This window comes from Bacillus sp. FSL R5-0654, assembly GCF_038008745.1.
Lineage (GTDB): Bacteria > Bacillota > Bacilli > Bacillales > Bacillaceae > Bacillus > Bacillus safensis.
Map to the genome: position 1 here is coordinate 3,386,673 of NZ_JBBOZV010000001.1, position 16,458 is coordinate 3,403,130.

The 16,458-nt window shown below is 41.9% G+C and carries 20 protein-coding genes; 1 reads left to right on the top strand and 19 read right to left on the bottom strand.

Translation table 11 applies throughout. The annotated features are described in order from the left end of the window. Window positions 1-217: 217 nt before the first annotated feature. The 4 genes from spoIID to NSS76_RS17315 form a co-directional block, all read right to left on the bottom strand. Entirely contained in the window at window positions 218-1,243 is a 1,026-nt protein-coding gene (spoIID, locus tag NSS76_RS17300) for a stage II sporulation protein D (RefSeq protein WP_024426338.1), read from the bottom strand. Window positions 1,244-1,502: 259 nt separating this feature from the next. Next, the gene (gene murA, locus NSS76_RS17305; protein ID WP_024423722.1) at window positions 1,503-2,810 is read right to left on the bottom strand and encodes a UDP-N-acetylglucosamine 1-carboxyvinyltransferase; all 1,308 of its coding nucleotides are present in this window, start codon (window positions 2,808-2,810) and stop codon (window positions 1,503-1,505) included. A gap of 32 nt (window positions 2,811-2,842) precedes the next feature. Further along, window positions 2,843-3,577 (bottom strand): YwmB family TATA-box binding protein, encoded by a 735-nt coding sequence (locus tag NSS76_RS17310; RefSeq protein ID WP_024423723.1) that lies wholly within the window; start codon window positions 3,575-3,577, stop codon window positions 2,843-2,845. A gap of 129 nt (window positions 3,578-3,706) precedes the next feature. Beyond that, window positions 3,707-3,937, bottom strand: a complete 231-nt coding sequence (locus NSS76_RS17315; protein ID WP_024423724.1) for a DUF1146 family protein — start codon at window positions 3,935-3,937, stop codon at window positions 3,707-3,709. A gap of 170 nt (window positions 3,938-4,107) precedes the next feature. Here NSS76_RS17315 and NSS76_RS17320 point away from each other — a divergent pair, with 170 nt between their 5' ends. Further along, window positions 4,108-4,584: a hypothetical protein gene (locus tag NSS76_RS17320; protein ID WP_151039767.1), complete on the top strand. Its 477-nt coding sequence runs from the start codon at window positions 4,108-4,110 to the stop codon at window positions 4,582-4,584. 41 nt (window positions 4,585-4,625) lie between these two features. Here NSS76_RS17320 and NSS76_RS17325 read toward each other — a convergent pair whose 3' ends face one another. From NSS76_RS17325 to NSS76_RS17395, 15 genes are all read right to left on the bottom strand, one after another. Continuing rightward, on the bottom strand, window positions 4,626-5,021 hold the full coding sequence (locus NSS76_RS17325; RefSeq protein WP_003214592.1) for a F0F1 ATP synthase subunit epsilon: 396 nt from the start codon (window positions 5,019-5,021) through the stop codon (window positions 4,626-4,628). Window positions 5,022-5,045: 24 nt separating this feature from the next. Then, a complete protein-coding gene (atpD, locus tag NSS76_RS17330) occupies window positions 5,046-6,467 on the bottom strand; it encodes a F0F1 ATP synthase subunit beta (protein ID WP_024423726.1) in 1,422 nt (473 codons plus the stop codon). A gap of 24 nt (window positions 6,468-6,491) precedes the next feature. Further along, window positions 6,492-7,358, bottom strand: coding sequence for a F0F1 ATP synthase subunit gamma (locus NSS76_RS17335; protein WP_024423727.1), 867 nt, complete (start codon window positions 7,356-7,358; stop codon window positions 6,492-6,494). A gap of 88 nt (window positions 7,359-7,446) precedes the next feature. Beyond that, window positions 7,447-8,955: a F0F1 ATP synthase subunit alpha gene (gene atpA, locus NSS76_RS17340; RefSeq protein WP_024423728.1), complete on the bottom strand. Its 1,509-nt coding sequence runs from the start codon at window positions 8,953-8,955 to the stop codon at window positions 7,447-7,449. Between the two features lie 16 nt (window positions 8,956-8,971). Beyond that, complete coding sequence (locus tag NSS76_RS17345; RefSeq protein WP_024426340.1) at window positions 8,972-9,517, bottom strand: F0F1 ATP synthase subunit delta; 546 nt, start codon at window positions 9,515-9,517, stop codon at window positions 8,972-8,974. Then, on the bottom strand, window positions 9,514-10,035 hold the full coding sequence (gene atpF, locus NSS76_RS17350; RefSeq protein WP_008354935.1) for a F0F1 ATP synthase subunit B: 522 nt from the start codon (window positions 10,033-10,035) through the stop codon (window positions 9,514-9,516). Before atpF ends, NSS76_RS17345 begins: the two co-directional genes overlap by 4 nt. 120 nt (window positions 10,036-10,155) lie before the next feature. After that, the gene (gene atpE, locus NSS76_RS17355) at window positions 10,156-10,368 is read right to left on the bottom strand and encodes a F0F1 ATP synthase subunit C (RefSeq protein ID WP_003214968.1); all 213 of its coding nucleotides are present in this window, start codon (window positions 10,366-10,368) and stop codon (window positions 10,156-10,158) included. Between the two features lie 48 nt (window positions 10,369-10,416). Next, the gene (gene atpB / locus NSS76_RS17360) at window positions 10,417-11,151 is read right to left on the bottom strand and encodes a F0F1 ATP synthase subunit A (protein WP_024423730.1); all 735 of its coding nucleotides are present in this window, start codon (window positions 11,149-11,151) and stop codon (window positions 10,417-10,419) included. Window positions 11,152-11,158: 7 nt separating this feature from the next. Then, window positions 11,159-11,542 carry an ATP synthase subunit I gene (locus tag NSS76_RS17365; RefSeq protein WP_024423731.1) on the bottom strand — a complete coding sequence of 128 codons (384 nt, stop codon included), beginning with the start codon at window positions 11,540-11,542 and terminating at the stop codon, window positions 11,159-11,161. 497 nt (window positions 11,543-12,039) lie between these two features. After that, window positions 12,040-12,669 carry a uracil phosphoribosyltransferase gene (gene upp / locus NSS76_RS17370; protein WP_003214553.1) on the bottom strand — a complete coding sequence of 210 codons (630 nt, stop codon included), beginning with the start codon at window positions 12,667-12,669 and terminating at the stop codon, window positions 12,040-12,042. Window positions 12,670-12,816: 147 nt separating this feature from the next. Next, window positions 12,817-14,064, bottom strand: a complete 1,248-nt coding sequence (glyA, locus tag NSS76_RS17375; protein ID WP_024423732.1) for a serine hydroxymethyltransferase — start codon at window positions 14,062-14,064, stop codon at window positions 12,817-12,819. A gap of 177 nt (window positions 14,065-14,241) precedes the next feature. Further along, window positions 14,242-14,781 carry a TIGR01440 family protein gene (locus NSS76_RS17380; RefSeq protein WP_341082513.1) on the bottom strand — a complete coding sequence of 180 codons (540 nt, stop codon included), beginning with the start codon at window positions 14,779-14,781 and terminating at the stop codon, window positions 14,242-14,244. Window positions 14,782-14,793: 12 nt separating this feature from the next. Continuing rightward, on the bottom strand, window positions 14,794-15,243 hold the full coding sequence (gene rpiB, locus NSS76_RS17385) for a ribose 5-phosphate isomerase B (protein WP_003214714.1): 450 nt from the start codon (window positions 15,241-15,243) through the stop codon (window positions 14,794-14,796). A gap of 133 nt (window positions 15,244-15,376) precedes the next feature. After that, on the bottom strand, window positions 15,377-15,835 hold the full coding sequence (locus NSS76_RS17390) for a low molecular weight protein arginine phosphatase (RefSeq protein ID WP_024423734.1): 459 nt from the start codon (window positions 15,833-15,835) through the stop codon (window positions 15,377-15,379). 63 nt (window positions 15,836-15,898) lie between these two features. Further along, the gene (locus NSS76_RS17395; RefSeq protein ID WP_024423735.1) at window positions 15,899-16,453 is read right to left on the bottom strand and encodes a manganese efflux pump MntP; all 555 of its coding nucleotides are present in this window, start codon (window positions 16,451-16,453) and stop codon (window positions 15,899-15,901) included. Window positions 16,454-16,458 lie beyond the last annotated feature (5 nt).

Sequence of the window (16,458 nt, forward strand, 5' to 3'; positions counted from 1 at the left end):
CTAAAATTCTGTCAGATGTCTAGATATTTTCACCTAACACACCCATTATCCTCTCGTTTTCTCTGTCTTTCGAGGGACTTTGTATCGGCCATCAGTTCTTATCGGGACGTAAATGTTTAAGTTTTCCTACGGTGCGTCTTAAGTCGCAATTTGTCACATTCTGTTCAAACCTCTTTGAACACACAAAAAAATGCCTCATTTCTGAGACACCTTTGATTTATTTTTTAGCCATATACGTGTTGAGAAAACGATCGGCTGATTCGATTTGAATTCCTTTATAATAATGTTTCACGATGGCATCTACTTTCTTGCCTGCCTGCGCCATATAATGCGCACCATATTGACTCATGCCTACACCATGACCATATCCTTTTGTTGTAATGACAATCTGCTGGCCCTTGCGTTCCCATGTAAAGTCCGCTGAATGAAGGCCTAGTGATTCTCGAATGTCTCGGCCTGACAGTGTTTTACCGTTGATCACGGCTTTCGCTACTTGGTTTCCTGGTGTCCGTTCTACAATCTGTCCGACCTGAGCCTGCTGAGTGAGTGTCACACCTAATTTTTGCTGAAATTCACTGACCGAGATGGTTTTCTTATTTTGAAATTTTGGCGATTTTTCGTCCCATTTACTTGAGACACTTTTCAAATAAGGGATTTCGTTTTTCCAATAGGCTTCGGCATTTTCCGTTTTTCCGTTACTTGTTGAAAAGAATGAAGCATCAATTGGTTTCTCGTCATAAGTCAGCACTTTTCCTTGTGTGCTGGCGACAGCTTCCGTGACCTTTTTTAATTTCCAATTGTACGCTTTCCCCCAAATTTTCTTGAGTTCCTGTTTGTTTTTGTAAACTTGGAACATTTGGGTATCATCTACAAGAGAGCCCTTAGGTGATTTGACAGTCTTATCACTGATCATTTGTCTGACGATATACGTTCTTGCTGCGAGCGCCTGTGCCTTGAGTGCTTCCATTTCAAAATCAGCTGGCATTTCAGATGCTACGACACCGATCACATACTCTTCTAAGGGGATGTTTTCTACCTGCTGATGAGCTGAGCGATAGACGGGGATAGCGACGGGTGATTGCTTCAATTTGACTGAACCTTTCACTTCTTTTTTAACTGATGGTTCTGCTGCTACGTGCTGGCTTGCCGCCGGTTTCCCTTGGAACGTCGGCAACACAAGTAATGTTGGAATCATTAAAATAATGATGCATATTCCTGCGATTGTCCATATCATTGGTTTCATATTTGGCTGCCCCCATTTGTCATTGAATCTCTTTTATCCTATGGGCAGGGACAAGCTAATATGACAGCTTCTTTCATTTAGTGGACAAGTCTTTTATGAAAGGTATGGGCCTGTTCTTAGAATGGATTTTACTGTTCGTCTGTATGAATAAAATTTAAGATGGTTGGATACACTAATGATAAGCTTCGTGAAATGAGGCATTCTATGATTCTAAAAAAAAATCAGCATGCCCCAATGGACACACTGATTTCTTTCATGATTAAGCGTTCAGATCTGATACAACTTGTTCTTGTGTCACATCTGCTGATTCATCGTTAACTCTTTCAATATCTGCACCGATTGCTGCAAGCTTTTGGTGGAAGTTCACATAACCACGGTCAATATGCTTCAACTCAGTGACACGTGTATGACCTTCTGCCACTAATCCAGCAAGTACAAGTGCTGCTCCTGCTCTTAAATCAGTCGCTGCCACTTCAGCACCTTGAAGTTGAACCGGCCCATTGATAATGACAGAGCGACCCTCAATTTTAATATCGCCATTCATACGGCGGAATTCTTCAGCATGCATAAAGCGGTTTTCAAACACCGTTTCTGTGATCATGCTTGTTCCGTTCGCACGAAGCAATAGCGCCATCATCTGAGATTGCATATCCGTTGGGAACCCAGGATGCGGCATTGTTTTTAGATCGATTGGCTTGAGCTCAGATGGTCCAATGACTCTTAAACCTTCTTCTTCTTCAATGATCTGAATACCCATTTCTTCCATTTTTGCAACAAGTGATGTCATGTGCTCTGGCACTGCGCCTTTTACAAGAACATTTCCTTCTGTAATGGCTGCTGCCACCATGAAAGTACCTGCTTCAATTCTGTCAGGGATGATGTTGTGTTTTGCACCGTGAAGTGTTTCCACACCTTCGATTTTGATTGTCCCAGTACCAGCACCGCGAACCTTACCGCCCATGGCATTGATGTAGTTTGCTAAATCAACAATTTCAGGTTCTTTTGCTACGTTTTCTAAAATCGTCGTTCCCTCAGCTAATGCTGCTGCCATGATGATGTTTTCAGTTGCCCCTACACTTGGGAAATCCAAATAGATTTTTGCACCTTTTAAACGGCCTTTTACTTCAGCCTCGATGAAACCATTACCTACTTGAATTTTAGCTCCCATTGCTTCAAAGCCTTTTAAATGCTGATCAATTGGTCTTGAACCAATCGCACAGCCTCCAGGTAATGCAACTCTTGCATGACCTGTTCTTGCTAAAAGTGGTCCCATGACAAGCACGGATGCTCGCATTTTACGGACATACTCAAACGGAGCCTCAGTTTCTAGTGCATGAGATGCATCAACTGATACTTCGTTATTTTCAAAATGTACTTCTGCTCCTAAATGACGTAACACTTCATTGATTGTATATACATCGGAGAGCGTAGGTACATCACAAATTACGCTTTTTTCTGTACTTGCTAACAAAGATGCAGCGATAACTGGTAAAACGGCATTTTTTGCGCCTTCTACTTTAACTGTGCCGTTTAACTTTTGACCGCCGCGGACGATGATTTTTTCCAAGGTCTTCCCCTCCGCGTCCCAAATTCTCTATATTAATATTCAGTCGTTACGATTGGTGTGCCAACCGTAATCGTATGATTTTCGTTCATTTCCGAACTTCTGATGGCAATTTGAACATTCATTTTATCATTTGAAGTCATAATGAACTGTTCCCACTTATCTGTGTAAGCGGAAAGCGACACAAAATTAGACTCAACGAGATACTCAACTGGTTTTGCTTGAAATTCATTTGCTAACATTTCAGCTTTTTTTTGCAAAACAACATCCATCATACCATTTACATGACCATCGAGACAAGTAAAAATTACAATTTTCTCTTGTAATATGCTTTTTGCATGACGTACGAACTGATCATATGTATGCTCCCAGGTATTCAGTGGGCGAGCACCTTTTTGCTCATATAATAAATACGACTTTTGATTTGATTTTGTGTCGGTCTTCACGAGTAAAATTTTCGATTCTGTATCATTTTTTTCATCTTTGTAAATTCCTGTGACTTTGGTGACATGTTGTTCTTTTTTTTCGGTCCACTCATACTGTCGTAGTTCGTCTTTCAAACGTTTCACTTTTTTTGAAAATTGTTCGGATGAAATATCTACATTTGTTTTGGCATGAAGGGTCCACCCATCGACTTCGATTTGCTGGTTTTTTAGACCTTCTGCTATTTGAGCGAGCGGAGAAGATTCTTCCGCACGAACACCTTGAATCATCAGAACAAAAAAAAGAATAAACGCAAATAATGGCCAACCTTTCAAATACTTTCTCACTTGTCATTCCCCCTTGCTACAAGTGTTGCCGCAAGGAGGGCAATGCATACGTGGAAAAGTCAACAAAAGGCGAGCCTTTTGACCCTTCTTTTTACGTTCCCGCAGAAGGCCGTGACCAAACCTTTTATGTTAGAACATATAAGGAATTTGTCTCGAGAAATTTAAGTAATCAAGAAAGAAATTGCTGACCGCAGATGCGATAGCGATGGTAATGAGCATCATCAGCAGCCTTGCTTGAACGATTTTCCCTTTTTTAATGAGTGGATCAATATTTACAGCAAGCAGTGCCCACCATGTAACCGCGATAAAAAATAGGTGGATCACAATGCCCACGATTGCTTGTTGTCCTACGTCTTCCATACAGTTGAATCCTCCTTTTATTTATTTCTGTAAAGGAAAACTCCCTTTCATTATATCCTCGAAAATCGGAAAGATGAATCATTTGGAAAAAAGAGCTACATTTAGTGTAAATCCCCTCTTATCCTGATGCCAAGGAGATGATATACTGCGTGTGGAAGGAGCTGAACACATTGAAAGATTCTTTTCCTGACTTTGTTGATTTGTACGGAGAATTGGTTCCCTCATTTGATCATGAATGGGAGGCCATTGCTTTCTACTTTGATTATAGACAGACACAGCTAGAAGAATTAGCACAATTGTGTCATTTTCATAACATTTCTTTGGATTACTCTGAGGAAAGCCTGTATCAGTTAGAATCACTATACTTTGATGCATTGTCCAAGCAGCTGTTCGCTGAGTGGAAAATGCCAATAGATGCATTAGAAGCGATGATGAGTGTGTATATAGGAGAGGTTGTCATCCGTCATCATTCAGATGCTGACTGGGTGGTGCGGCCTTATATGGATTCTCCGCATAAATATACGCTTGGCTTACGCAGAAACAATAAAACATGGCATTGTAGTACGCAATTTTGCGAGCACTTATATCTAGAAAAGCAAGCATCTCATCCTTATGTGTCGATGTACCAATCTCTCATGTCATCCTAAAAAAATCCTTCTTATCACTGTGATAAGAAGGATTTTCTGTTTTATTTCCCTGCTACATTTAAACGGTTTAACGCCCGTTTTAATGCGAGTTCCGCCCGGCGTACATCACTTTCATTCGGGTGGTTCAAATGCTCTTCAGCACGCTGTTTCGCTGATTTAGCACGATCGACATCAACTTTGTCTGATGTTTCAGCGGCCTGAGCCAGAATCGTTACTTGTTCAGGGCGGACTTCAACAAATCCGCCACTTACTGCAACCAATTCAGTTGATCCACTATGTTTTAAGCGAACTGCACCGATTTTTAGCGGAGCAACCATTGGAACGTGGCCAGCTAAAATACCAAGCTCACCGCTTTCTGCTCTTACACTGACCATTTCCACATCCGCTTGATACACTGGGCCGTCGGGAGTAACGATATTGACTTGAACGGTCTTCATGCTTTTACCCTCCTAAGGACCAGATTAGGCCTCTACACCCATCTCTTTGGCTTTTTCAATCACTTCTTCAATGCGTCCAACTAGGCGGAATGCATCTTCTGGAAGGTGATCGTATTTACCAGACAAGATTTCCTTGAAGCCTTTAACAGTTTCTTTCAATGGCACATAAGAACCCTTTTGGCCAGTGAACTGCTCTGCTACGTGGAAGTTTTGAGATAGGAAGAATTGAATACGACGCGCTCTGTGTACCACAAGCTTATCGTCCTCAGATAATTCATCCATACCTAAAATGGCAATAATATCTTGAAGCTCTTTATAACGCTGCAATGTTTGCTGCACTTCACGCGCAATCGCATAATGCTCTTCACCAACAATCTCAGGTGCAAGTGCACGAGATGTTGAAGCAAGAGGATCAACTGCTGGGTAAATACCCATTTCAGTCAGCTTACGCTCAAGGTTTGTCGTTGCATCAAGGTGAGCGAACGTAGTTGCTGGAGCTGGATCTGTATAGTCATCCGCAGGTACATAGATCGCTTGAATCGATGTAACCGATCCTACGTTTGTAGACGTGATACGTTCTTGCAGCTGACCCATTTCTGTTGCAAGTGTCGGCTGATAACCTACCGCTGAAGGCATACGTCCAAGAAGGGCTGATACTTCAGAACCTGCTTGTGTAAAGCGATAGATATTATCGATGAAGAACAATACGTCTTGACCTTGTTCATCACGGAAATGCTCTGCCATTGTCAAACCAGTTAGGGCAACACGCATACGTGCACCTGGCGGCTCGTTCATTTGACCGAAGACCATGGCTGTTTTTTCGATAACGCCAGAATCTTTCATTTCGTAGTAAAGGTCGTTTCCTTCACGTGTACGCTCTCCAACACCCGCGAATACAGAAATACCGCCGTGTTCTTGTGCGATGTTGTTGATCAATTCTTGAATCAGAACGGTTTTACCTACACCAGCTCCACCGAATAGACCGATCTTTCCACCTTTGATGTAAGGAGCAAGCAGGTCAACAACTTTGATACCTGTTTCAAGAATTTCAACTTCTGTAGAAAGTTGATCAAAAGAAGGCGCTTGTCTGTGGATTGGATCTCTTTGAGCTTCCACACCAAGTGGCTCATCTAAGTCAATGTTATCTCCCAGTACGTTGAATACACGTCCAAGTGTTACGTTACCAACTGGTACTGAAATTGGTTTTCCAAGGTCTACAGCTTCCATACCGCGCTTCACACCGTCTGTTGATGCCATTGCGATGGTTCTCACTGTATCGTCACCTAAATGTAGTGCTACTTCTAAAGTTAAGTCGATATCAACTTCACTTTCGCTTTCCGCTTTATGCGAAACTTTGATCGCATTATAAATCTCAGGCAAGTGACCGTCTTCAAAACGAACGTCTACGACTGGTCCCATGATCTGACTGATGCGTCCTGTTTTCATTGCATTCCCTCCTGACAATTATTTCTATTCTAAGGCAGCTGCTCCGCCGACAATTTCTGTAATCTCTTGTGTAATCGCTGCTTGACGAGCACGGTTGTAAGAGAGTGTCAGGCTGTCGATCAATTCTTTTGCGTTGTCTGTCGCACTCTTCATTGCTGTCATTCTTGCAGCATGTTCACTTGCTTTGCTGTCAAGAAGCGCACCGAAAATCAAACTCTCTGCATATTGAGGAAGGAGAACTTCAAGAATTTCTTCTTCAGAAGGCTCAAACTCATAAGATGCGGAACGTTTATTTGGTGTCGCTGCGGCCGAAAGGTCCGTTAGCGGCAATAATTTCTTCTCTGTTACTTCTTGTGAAATCGCACTGACAAAGTGGTTGTAGAACATGTAAAGTTCGTCAAACGCTTCATCAGAGAACATTTGAACTGTACTGCTTGCTAATTCTTTAATATCAGCAAACGCTACTTCGTCTCCAAGCCCTGTTACTTCAGAAATAACTGGAATACCACGCTTTTTGAAGAAGTCGCGTCCGATTTTACCAATGACAATCACCGCATATTCATCAGCGGATTGATGACGAGATTGAATGGTTTGGTAAGCGGCACGCAAAATCGAGCTGTTAAAAGGTCCTGCAAGCCCTCGATCAGATGTAATAACGAGATACCCTGTTTTTTTGACAGGTCTTGAAAGAAGCATTGGGTGCTTAGCACTTGTTCCAGTTGCGATTGCAGCAACCACTTCCTGGATTTTCTCCATGTAAGGAACAAAAGACTTCGCATTGTTTTCAGCACGATTCAGTTTCGCAGCTGATACCATTTGCATCGCTTTTGTGATCTGACTCGATTTTTTCGTTGACGTGATCCTTGACTTTATATCGCGTAATGAGGCCAAAGATTTCACCACCTTTTTTCAGGAATCCGTGTTCATTTACGTGAAAAGAGAGAAAAAGAGAATCTTTTTCTCTCGGAAAGATTACTAATTAGTTGCTTGGTGCAAACGTACGTTTAAAGCCTTCGATTGCTGTCTTCCACTCTTCATCAGCAGGCATATTTCCTGTTTGAGAGATTGTGTCAAACAAGCCTTTATGGTTTTCTTCAATGTACAAGAATAACTCAGCTTCAAAACGTTTAACATCAGCAATGGCTACATCGTCTAAGTATCCTCTTGTTAGTGCGTAAAGAATCGCTACCTGTTTTTCAACTTTAAGCGGTTTGTTCAAGTCTTGTTTTAAGACTTCAACTGTTCTTGCACCACGGTTTAATTTCGCTTGAGTGGCTTGATCTAGATCAGATCCAAACTGAGCGAATGCTTCAAGCTCACGATAAGAAGCAAGATCCAAACGAAGTGTACCTGCTACCTTTTTCATCGCTTTGATTTGTGCAGAACCACCTACACGGGATACAGACAATCCTGCGTTTACCGCTGGACGTACGCCTGAGAAGAAGAGGTCAGATTGTAAGAAAATCTGTCCATCTGTGATGGAAATAACGTTTGTTGGGATATATGCAGAGATATCGCCAGCCTGCGTTTCTACGAAAGGCAATGCTGTGATAGAACCGCCACCCTTTTCGTCACTAAGCTTCGCTGCACGTTCTAATAAACGAGAGTGAAGATAGAAAACATCACCAGGGAATGCCTCACGACCTGGAGGACGACGAAGCAATAATGAAAGCTCACGGTAAGCTGCCGCTTGTTTAGAAAGGTCATCATAGACAACAAGTACGTGCTTGCCGTTATACATGAATTCCTCACCCATCGTTACACCTGCATAAGGAGCAAGGTAAAGAAGTGGAGCTGGCTGTGATGCAGAAGCTGTGACAACGATTGTGTAGTCAAGCGCACCATGCTTACGAAGTGTTTCAACAACACCACGAACCGTAGATTCTTTTTGTCCGATAGCTACATAAATACAGATCATGTCTTGATCTTTTTGGTTTAGAATCGTATCGATTGCAACAGATGTTTTACCTGTTTGACGGTCACCAATGATCAATTCACGCTGTCCGCGGCCGATTGGAATCAAGGCATCAATTGCTTTAATTCCTGTTTGAAGCGGCTCATGTACAGATTTACGATCCATAACGCCAGGTGCTTCACTTTCGATTGGACGTGTTTTGCTTGTTAAGATTGGACCTAGTCCATCAACAGGCTGACCAAGCGGGTTCACAATACGTCCGATTAACTCTTCACCTACTGGAACCTCCATGATACGACCTGTACGTTTTACGTCGTCACCTTCGCGGATATCTTTGTAAGGTCCTAAAATAACGATACCTACGTTAGACTCCTCAAGGTTTTGAGCCATACCCATTACACCGTTAGAGAACTCAACCAGCTCTCCTGCCATAATGTTGTCAAGGCCATGTACACGCGCGATACCGTCCCCTACTTGAATGACTGTACCGACATCTTTTACTTCAATTTCTGATTGATAGTTTTGGATTTGCTGCTTTATCAGCGCGCTAATCTCTTCAGCTTTGATACTCACTAAGGTTTCACCCCTTCTAACGATTTTCGCCTGCAAGCTGACGTTCAATGCGGGAAAGCTTTCCGCTGACACTGCCGTCATAAATGCGGTTTCCGATACGGATTTTCACTCCGCCTATTAGATCCTTGTCAATCACATTTTCAACACGCAGTGATGTGACTCCGGCTTTTTTGGCAAATACTTCAGATAAAGATTGAATTTCAGCACCGCTCAGCGGTTTCACTGAATACACGACCGCATCGTCTATTTGTTTCGTGCGGTTTGCAAGTTTCACAAACTCAGACGTCATTTCAGAGAAAATATTCGTGCGTCCGCGGTCAATCAGTAAATACATTGTGTGCAATACATAAGTAGAAACACCTTTGAAAGCTTCGGCAATCAACTGTTTCTTTTTGTCTGCCGTAATCTTTGGATGAACAAGGAAGTCATTTAGCTCTTGATCAGCCTTTAGAACTTTTTTGATCTCATTCAGCTCTTTTTCAGTTTCGTCTACTGCCGAAGAAGCAAGAACGATGTCAAAAAGAGCAGAAGCGTAACGCTTAGAGACAATAGTTACGCTCATCGGCTTTCGCCTGCCTCTTTAAGGTACTCTTGAATCAATTTCTCTTGTGCCTGCTCATCAAGTTCTTTTTCAATCACTTTAGATGCAATCAGCACAGATAGTGATGCAACCTGCTCACGCAGTGCAGCCACAGCTTGTTCTTTTTCTTTCACGATTTCAGTTCTAGCAGACTCTTTCAAGCGCTCTGATTCTTGACGTGCTGCTTGAATGATCTCTTCTTTTTGTTTCTCACCAATCTTTTTCGCATTTTCGATGAGTGTATGTGATTCTTCGCGTGCTTCTTTCAATAAGACACGTTGTTCTTCAAGAAGCTTTTCAGCTTGAACGTGCTTTTGTTCAGCACTTGAAATTTCATTTCCTATATAATCTTCACGCTGCTTCATAATACCTAATAAAGGTTTAAGCGCAAATTTCTTTAAAAGTGCAAGCAAAATGAGCATAGCGATAAGCTGGAATAACATATCACCGGCGTTGAAACTTAAGCCCCCTGCTCCTAAAACCACTGGTAACTGAGACATTTAGTACGGCAACTCCCTTCTTTAAATAATATGTTAAGAAACAAAACATAAAGGAATGGCGAAGTTTCGAACTAATCTGATCTTCGCCATTAAAATTCATATTAGAACGCTTCTCACATATTAACCAAAGAATGCCAAGAATGCGATAACGACAGCGATAATTGGAAGTGCCTCAACTAAAGCGACCCCGATGAACATAAGTGTTCTTAGTTCTCTACCAGCTTCTGGCTGACGAGCGATTCCTTCAACTGTTTTAGATACGATTAGACCGTTACCAATACCTGCTCCTAGTGCTCCTAAACCGATTGCAATTGCTGCTGCTATTAAATTCATTAAAAAGCTCCTCCTTTAAAATAACGTCCTTTTTGGACTCTCAATTTTTTAGTGTTCGTCGCTGACTTTATGGGAAATGTACACCATTGTCAGCATGGTGAAGATAAATGCCTGGATTGTTCCGACAAACAAACTGAATGCCTGCCATACAATCATCGGCACGATGGCACCTAATGTACCAACGATACCAAGCGCAATATTTTGCGTGTAGAAATTGGTCGCAAGTCCTGCAAGTAACCCAAGAAGAATCTCTCCAGCGAAAATATTTCCGTAAAGACGCAAACCAAGTGTTAGCGTGTTTGCAAATTCTTCAATGATTTTCAGCGGCACTAAATATGGGATTGGCTTGAAGAAGTCTTTCGTATATTCCTTGACTCCTTTTGCCTTGACACCGTAGAAGTGTGTAAGTCCCATGACCATAATTGCTAGTGTCATTGTGATTGCAGGATCAGCAGTTGGTGATTTCCACCACAAGTTGTGATCGACCGTAATCGAGAACGGCAGTCCAAGCATGTTTGAAACAAATATGTACATGAGTAATGTAACGCCAAGCGCTAGAAATGGGGCTCCTGTTTTCATGTCCATCGAACTACCTATGATATTTCGAACAAAATCAACGATCCATTCCATGAAGTTCTGCGCCTTAGTCGGACGAATAGACAGAACACGAGTAGTCAGCACCGCTATGAGAAGAACGATGATACTAGCAATCGTAATCATGAGAACATTGGATAAGTTGAACGTTAACCCTAAAAATTCTGTAGTTTTTGAACTGTGACCCAAAGAGTATTCACCTCTCTTCCATAGTAGAACGTTTAAGTTGAATGAAGGAATCTATCATAATGACAGGATATATTGTCATTAATCCTATAACAACACCTGCCAGATGAACTTCATTAGGGTAACGCCAAGCAATCGCTACTGCGAGAATCGCGTTGGCCCACCTGGCTGTACTTCCCATTGAACGAATGGATTTTCCTTTTTTAACCGCTCGATCAAAAGCGTGCATTCTCCGTATAAGTAGGAATAAATTAAAGAAAGCAAAAATTGTGCCGATAATGAAACCAAGAAACAATGGTTTAAAACCAGGCATGGCATAGCCAAACACAAAAATTGCCAATAGATAGAACATGTATTTACTCTGTCTGCGGAAAATCGCGTTTGGATCGTTCATTCATCTGACTCCCGATGAAAAGTATTGTAAAAAAGGTGATAAATGGTGATGAAAACTGCGTAGAAGACGCTGATGATAAGCCGTCCTATTCGAAAAAAATCAATCACCCATCGGTCTAATTGCACAATCAGACTTGAAATCTTTAGATCTATGGGATGCTGCTTCATTCGTTGATACAAACCCTGATTATTAAAGGGTTCACAATGAGGATTAGTAGAGTGCTATAGGCTATGAAAACCTTACCATAATACCCTCGTTTAGCATACAATAGCGTCTATGATGTGTCAATCGGTTGAAAGTTAAAAAACTTTTCTATAGTGATAGAGCACACAAAATGTTCACAATTTCATCAAACTTTAGGAGAGATGTGACATTCATTGAAAAAAACAGCCAATGTTCAGTATACATTGATTTTTCTAAGAACGGTATCAATCCTTTGTCATATATTTCAAAAAGCCCACATGCACGTTTGCATGTGGGCTTTTATTAAGACTTTCTTATTTCGTTCCGTACATACGGTCACCAGCATCACCAAGACCTGGGATGATGTAACCTTTTTCGTTTAGTTTCTCATCTAATGCTGCAATGTAGATATCAACATCTGGATGATGCTTTTGCATTTCTTCTACACCTTCAGGGGCAGCAATCAGACACATAAAGCGAATGTTTTTCGCACCGCGTTTTTTCAAGCTGTTTAACGCTTCGACTGCTGAACCGCCAGTTGCAAGCATTGGGTCTACTACGATAAATTCACGTTCTTCCACATCTGATGGAAGCTTCACATAATATTCAACAGGCTTTAATGTTTTCGGATCGCGGTATAAACCGACATGTCCCACTTTAGCAGCTGGAATGAGTTTCAAAATCCCGTCTACCATTCCAAGACCTGCTCTTAAAATTGGCACAACCCCGAGTTTCTTCCCTGAGATCACGTTTGATTTCGCTACTTGTACAGGTGTTTCTACATCTACCTCTTCAAGCGGTAAGTCTCTTGTGATTTCAAATGCCATTAATGTTGCGACTTCATCCACTAGCTCTCTAAATTCTTTAGTTCCTGTATGAACGTCACGAATATATGTAAGTTTGTGCTGAATAAGCGGGTGATCAAATACATAAACCTTTGCCATTGCTTGCTACAACTCCTTTTCTGTCATCTTCCGGTGAACTTTGCACACTTCCTACAATTCTACATAAAAAGACATCATCTTTCAATATGATTCGCAAATCCTACAAAAAAAACCCACATGCCAAAAATAGGCAAATGGGTCTGTTTTTTAATAATCTAATTCGTTATATAGAGGGAAACGGGCCGTAAGATCAGATACACGCTTTTTCGCCTCTTCTAATTTCGCTTCATCTTCATGATGTTTTAGCGCAAGTGCAATAATGGAACCGACTTCTTTCATCGCTTCTTGATCAAAACCGCGGCTTGTTACTGCTGCTGTACCTACACGTACACCACTTGTGACAAATGGTTTCTCTGGATCATAAGGAATTGCATTTTTGTTCACTGTAATACCGATTTCATCAAGAACGTTTTCTGCAATTTTTCCTGTGATGCCAAGAGAACGCAAGTCGATGAGAACAAGATGGTTATCTGTTCCGCCAGATACAAGCTGAATATCTTCAGATAAAAGTGTTTCAGCTAGTTGTTTTGCATTATTAATGACGTTTTGTGCATATGTTTTGAAATCTCCGTTCAATACTTCACCGAAAGAAACAGCTTTTGCAGAGATGACATGCATCAGTGGTCCACCTTGAATACCAGGGAAGATCGATTTGTCGATCTTTTTACCAAACTCTTCACGGCATAGGATCATTCCGCCGCGAGGTCCGCGTAATGTTTTGTGAGTTGTTGTTGTCACAAAATCTGCGTAAGGAACTGGATTTGGATGAAGACCTGCTGCAACAAGACCAGCAATGTGAGCCATGTCGACCATAAAGTAAGCACCGACTTCATCAGCAATCTCACGGAACTTTTTGAAATCAATTTGGCGTGGGTATGCACTTGCACCCGCAACGATGAGTTTCGGCTTATGTTCACGTGCTTTTTCAAGTACATCTTGATAGTCGATATGCTGAGTTTCTTTATCTACACCATATTCTACAAAGTTGTACTGTACACCACTAAAGTTTACAGGGCTTCCATGTGTTAAATGCCCGCCATGTGATAAGTTCATGCCAAGTACTGTATCGCCATGCTCAAGAATTGTAAAGTATACGGCCATGTTCGCTTGAGCACCTGAGTGAGGCTGTACGTTCACATACTCAGCGCCAAAAATTTCTTTTGCGCGGTCACGTGCGATATCTTCCACAACGTCTACATGTTCACAGCCGCCATAGTAGCGTTTACCAGGATAGCCCTCAGCGTATTTGTTTGTTAATACAGAGCCCTGTGCTTCCATGACTGCTTCGCTTACGAAGTTTTCTGATGCAATTAATTCGATTTTGTCCTGCTGGCGTTTCCGCTCTAGTTGAATTGCTTTGAATACTTGTGCGTCTTGCTCAGGTAAATGTTTCATCAGCGAAATCCTCTCCAATCTATTTCCATTCGATGTTTTCACCATCTCATTGTACACGGTTTTTGAGTAAAATGTAAAAGTTTTTTTTGGAAAATCGACTTCTTTTTTATGAAAACCCGAATATTCAAGTGGTAAAGCGTCTTCATCATTCAACATTATATTAGAAATATATCGAAGCTATGATCTTGTATAAACGGCTCGTTCTCCGCCAATCAGCTTCGGACGCGTTTTCGCAAAAGTCACATGTGCATGTCCTAATCGATGACGACTGAGGCGGACAGGTACAGCGACTCTCTTTAAGTGCATCCCAATTAACGTATCGCCGATATCAATTCCAGCATGTGCCTCAATGCATTCGACCAATACAGGATGTTCCATTTGCTGATATGCATGAGCCGCCATCGAACCACCCGCTTTACGGACAGGTACTGCAGCTACGATCTCCAGGTTAAAACGGAAAGCCACTTCTTCTTCAACAACAAGGGCACGATTTAGATGTTCACAGCATTGAAAGGCGAGTTCAATCCCGGTCTCTCGTCTTAACTGATTCAATTCTTGATAGATAGAGGCAGCAATTTGCTCACTTCCTGCAGTACCAATATGCTCACCAGCCACTTCTGACGTACTGCAGCCAATGACTAAGATGTGCCCGGCACGCAATTCAACTGTTTGATGAAACTCTTTTAACATTTCAAGCCAATCTTGACCAATGTTCATGTTAAGCGCTCCTTATAGGTGCTTTTCTTCGTAATCAGCAATTTTGCCAATCCGCACAGCATGGCGTCCTGCTGTAAACTCTGTCGTCAGCCAAATGTGCGCAATCTCACGTGCTAATCCTGGTCCAATCACTCGCTCTCCCATTGCAAGAACGTTCGTATCATTATGTTCTCTCGTTGCTTTCGCACTAAATGTATCATGAGCCAATGCACAGCGAATTCCTTTTACTTTATTTGCTGAGATGCTCATGCCGATGCCTGTCCCACAAATTAAAATGCCGCGGTCGACTTCTCCGTTTGCCACCATATTGGCTACAGGGAAAGCATAATCTGGGTAGTCTACAGAACCTGATCCGCATTCACAACCCATATCAATGTATTCAATCTTCAATTCATCCATCAGTTGTTTGATTTCTTCACGAATATTCGTTCCGCCGTGATCGGATGCAATGGCTACTTTCATCGGGCAATTCCTCCTAAGGGTGAGTTGATCTGTTATGTCTTACATTCATTCTTTATTCACAGTTATATTTTAACCTCTGCCTAGTGATTTGCAAACAATAGCAGAAAAACCGTTGAGGCAACGGTTTTACAGGTTATCTATTATGATGATCTTTTTTCAGCTTCTCAGCGAGCTGATACAGCAAGGCTTCTAGTTCATCTCGAGTTTCCTGATAAACAGAAAGACTTCCTCCAAACGGATCGGATACATCGCCTTCTGTTCCTGTCGCAAATTCCTTTAAAGTGAAGACCTTGCCTTTTGCATGCGCATATTGCTCTGCAATCAACTGTTTATGCTGCATCGTCATCGTGAAGACGTAATGAGCTTCGCGCAGAAGATCCTCTGTCAATTTTGATGATGAGTGATTCAGCGGAATGCTTTTCTCAAATAATGCTTCGATCGCTTGAGGAGAAGCCTTCCCTTCATCGGAGGCAAAAATGCCCGCTGATTTTACAGTGACCTCTAAACCTTTTTCATCTGCAATGGAAGCAAAAAGGGCTTGAGCCATTGGACTTCTGCATGTATTTCCCGTACAAACAAATAAGATTTTCATCTTTCGCCCTCCTTTTCTTCTATTATATAGCATTTCATTCTACATGTTATGTAAGGAGACTGGCTAGAGCGGAAATAATAATTTGATACCAAAGGCTAGTAAAATGATTCCGCCAAGCGCACCGCTATATGAACCAACCCATGACCGAACCTGTTTACCGAGTAATAATCCGAGCCATGTGAGGAGCATACTAAAAAAACCAAACAATAATATAGTCATCCACACCTGGGAACCATAAATCCCGAGACTTAAACCTACGGAGAAGCTGTCTAGGCTTACACTTGTCGCAAAAAGAACGAGACCAGCCCCAACAGGTGCGATAAAGGGCTTATCCTCTTTGCGGATAGAAGCAACGATCATTTGCAGTCCCAGCACCAAAAGCAGCGCCCCGCCGATATAGGTGGCAAGAAGACCGAGCCATCCAGATAAGAGCTGACCTGTCAGCATGCCAAAAAGCGGCATAAACATATGAAATATCCCAATGACAAGTCCAATATAAATGATCTGGCGGAACCTCAGCTGAATCATCCCCATACCAAGTCCAACCGAAAAAGCATCCATCCCAAGTGCAAAAGCCATGATGCTGAGTGTCAGCAATTCGCCAGCTAGTTCGTTCATGTAAA

Coding starts and splice junctions, on each gene's coding strand:
- NSS76_RS17315 (WP_024423724.1), bottom strand. CDS start 3,937: ATGGAAGACGTAGGACAACAAGCAATCGTGGGCATTGTGATCCACCTA.
- NSS76_RS17345 (WP_024426340.1), bottom strand. CDS start 9,517: ATGAGCGTAACTATTGTCTCTAAGCGTTACGCTTCTGCTCTTTTTGAC.
- NSS76_RS17395 (WP_024423735.1), bottom strand. CDS start 16,453: ATGAACGAACTAGCTGGCGAATTGCTGACACTCAGCATCATGGCTTTT.
- atpE (WP_003214968.1), bottom strand. CDS start 10,368: ATGAATTTAATAGCAGCAGCAATTGCAATCGGTTTAGGAGCACTAGGA.
- atpD (WP_024423726.1), bottom strand. CDS start 6,467: ATGAAAACAGGACGCATCAGTCAGATCATGGGACCAGTCGTAGACGTT.
- spoIID (WP_024426338.1), bottom strand. CDS start 1,243: ATGAAACCAATGATATGGACAATCGCAGGAATATGCATCATTATTTTA.
- glyA (WP_024423732.1), bottom strand. CDS start 14,064: ATGAAACATTTACCTGAGCAAGACGCACAAGTATTCAAAGCAATTCAA.
- upp (WP_003214553.1), bottom strand. CDS start 12,669: ATGGCAAAGGTTTATGTATTTGATCACCCGCTTATTCAGCACAAACTT.
- rpiB (WP_003214714.1), bottom strand. CDS start 15,243: ATGAAAGTAGCCATTGCATCCGATCACGGCGGAACGAATATTCGTGAA.
- NSS76_RS17365 (WP_024423731.1), bottom strand. CDS start 11,542: ATGAACGATCCAAACGCGATTTTCCGCAGACAGAGTAAATACATGTTC.
- atpF (WP_008354935.1), bottom strand. CDS start 10,035: ATGTCTCAGTTACCAGTGGTTTTAGGAGCAGGGGGCTTAAGTTTCAAC.
- NSS76_RS17325 (WP_003214592.1), bottom strand. CDS start 5,021: ATGAAGACCGTTCAAGTCAATATCGTTACTCCCGACGGCCCAGTGTAT.
- NSS76_RS17390 (WP_024423734.1), bottom strand. CDS start 15,835: ATGAAAATCTTATTTGTTTGTACGGGAAATACATGCAGAAGTCCAATG.
- NSS76_RS17380 (WP_341082513.1), bottom strand. CDS start 14,781: ATGAACATTGGTCAAGATTGGCTTGAAATGTTAAAAGAGTTTCATCAA.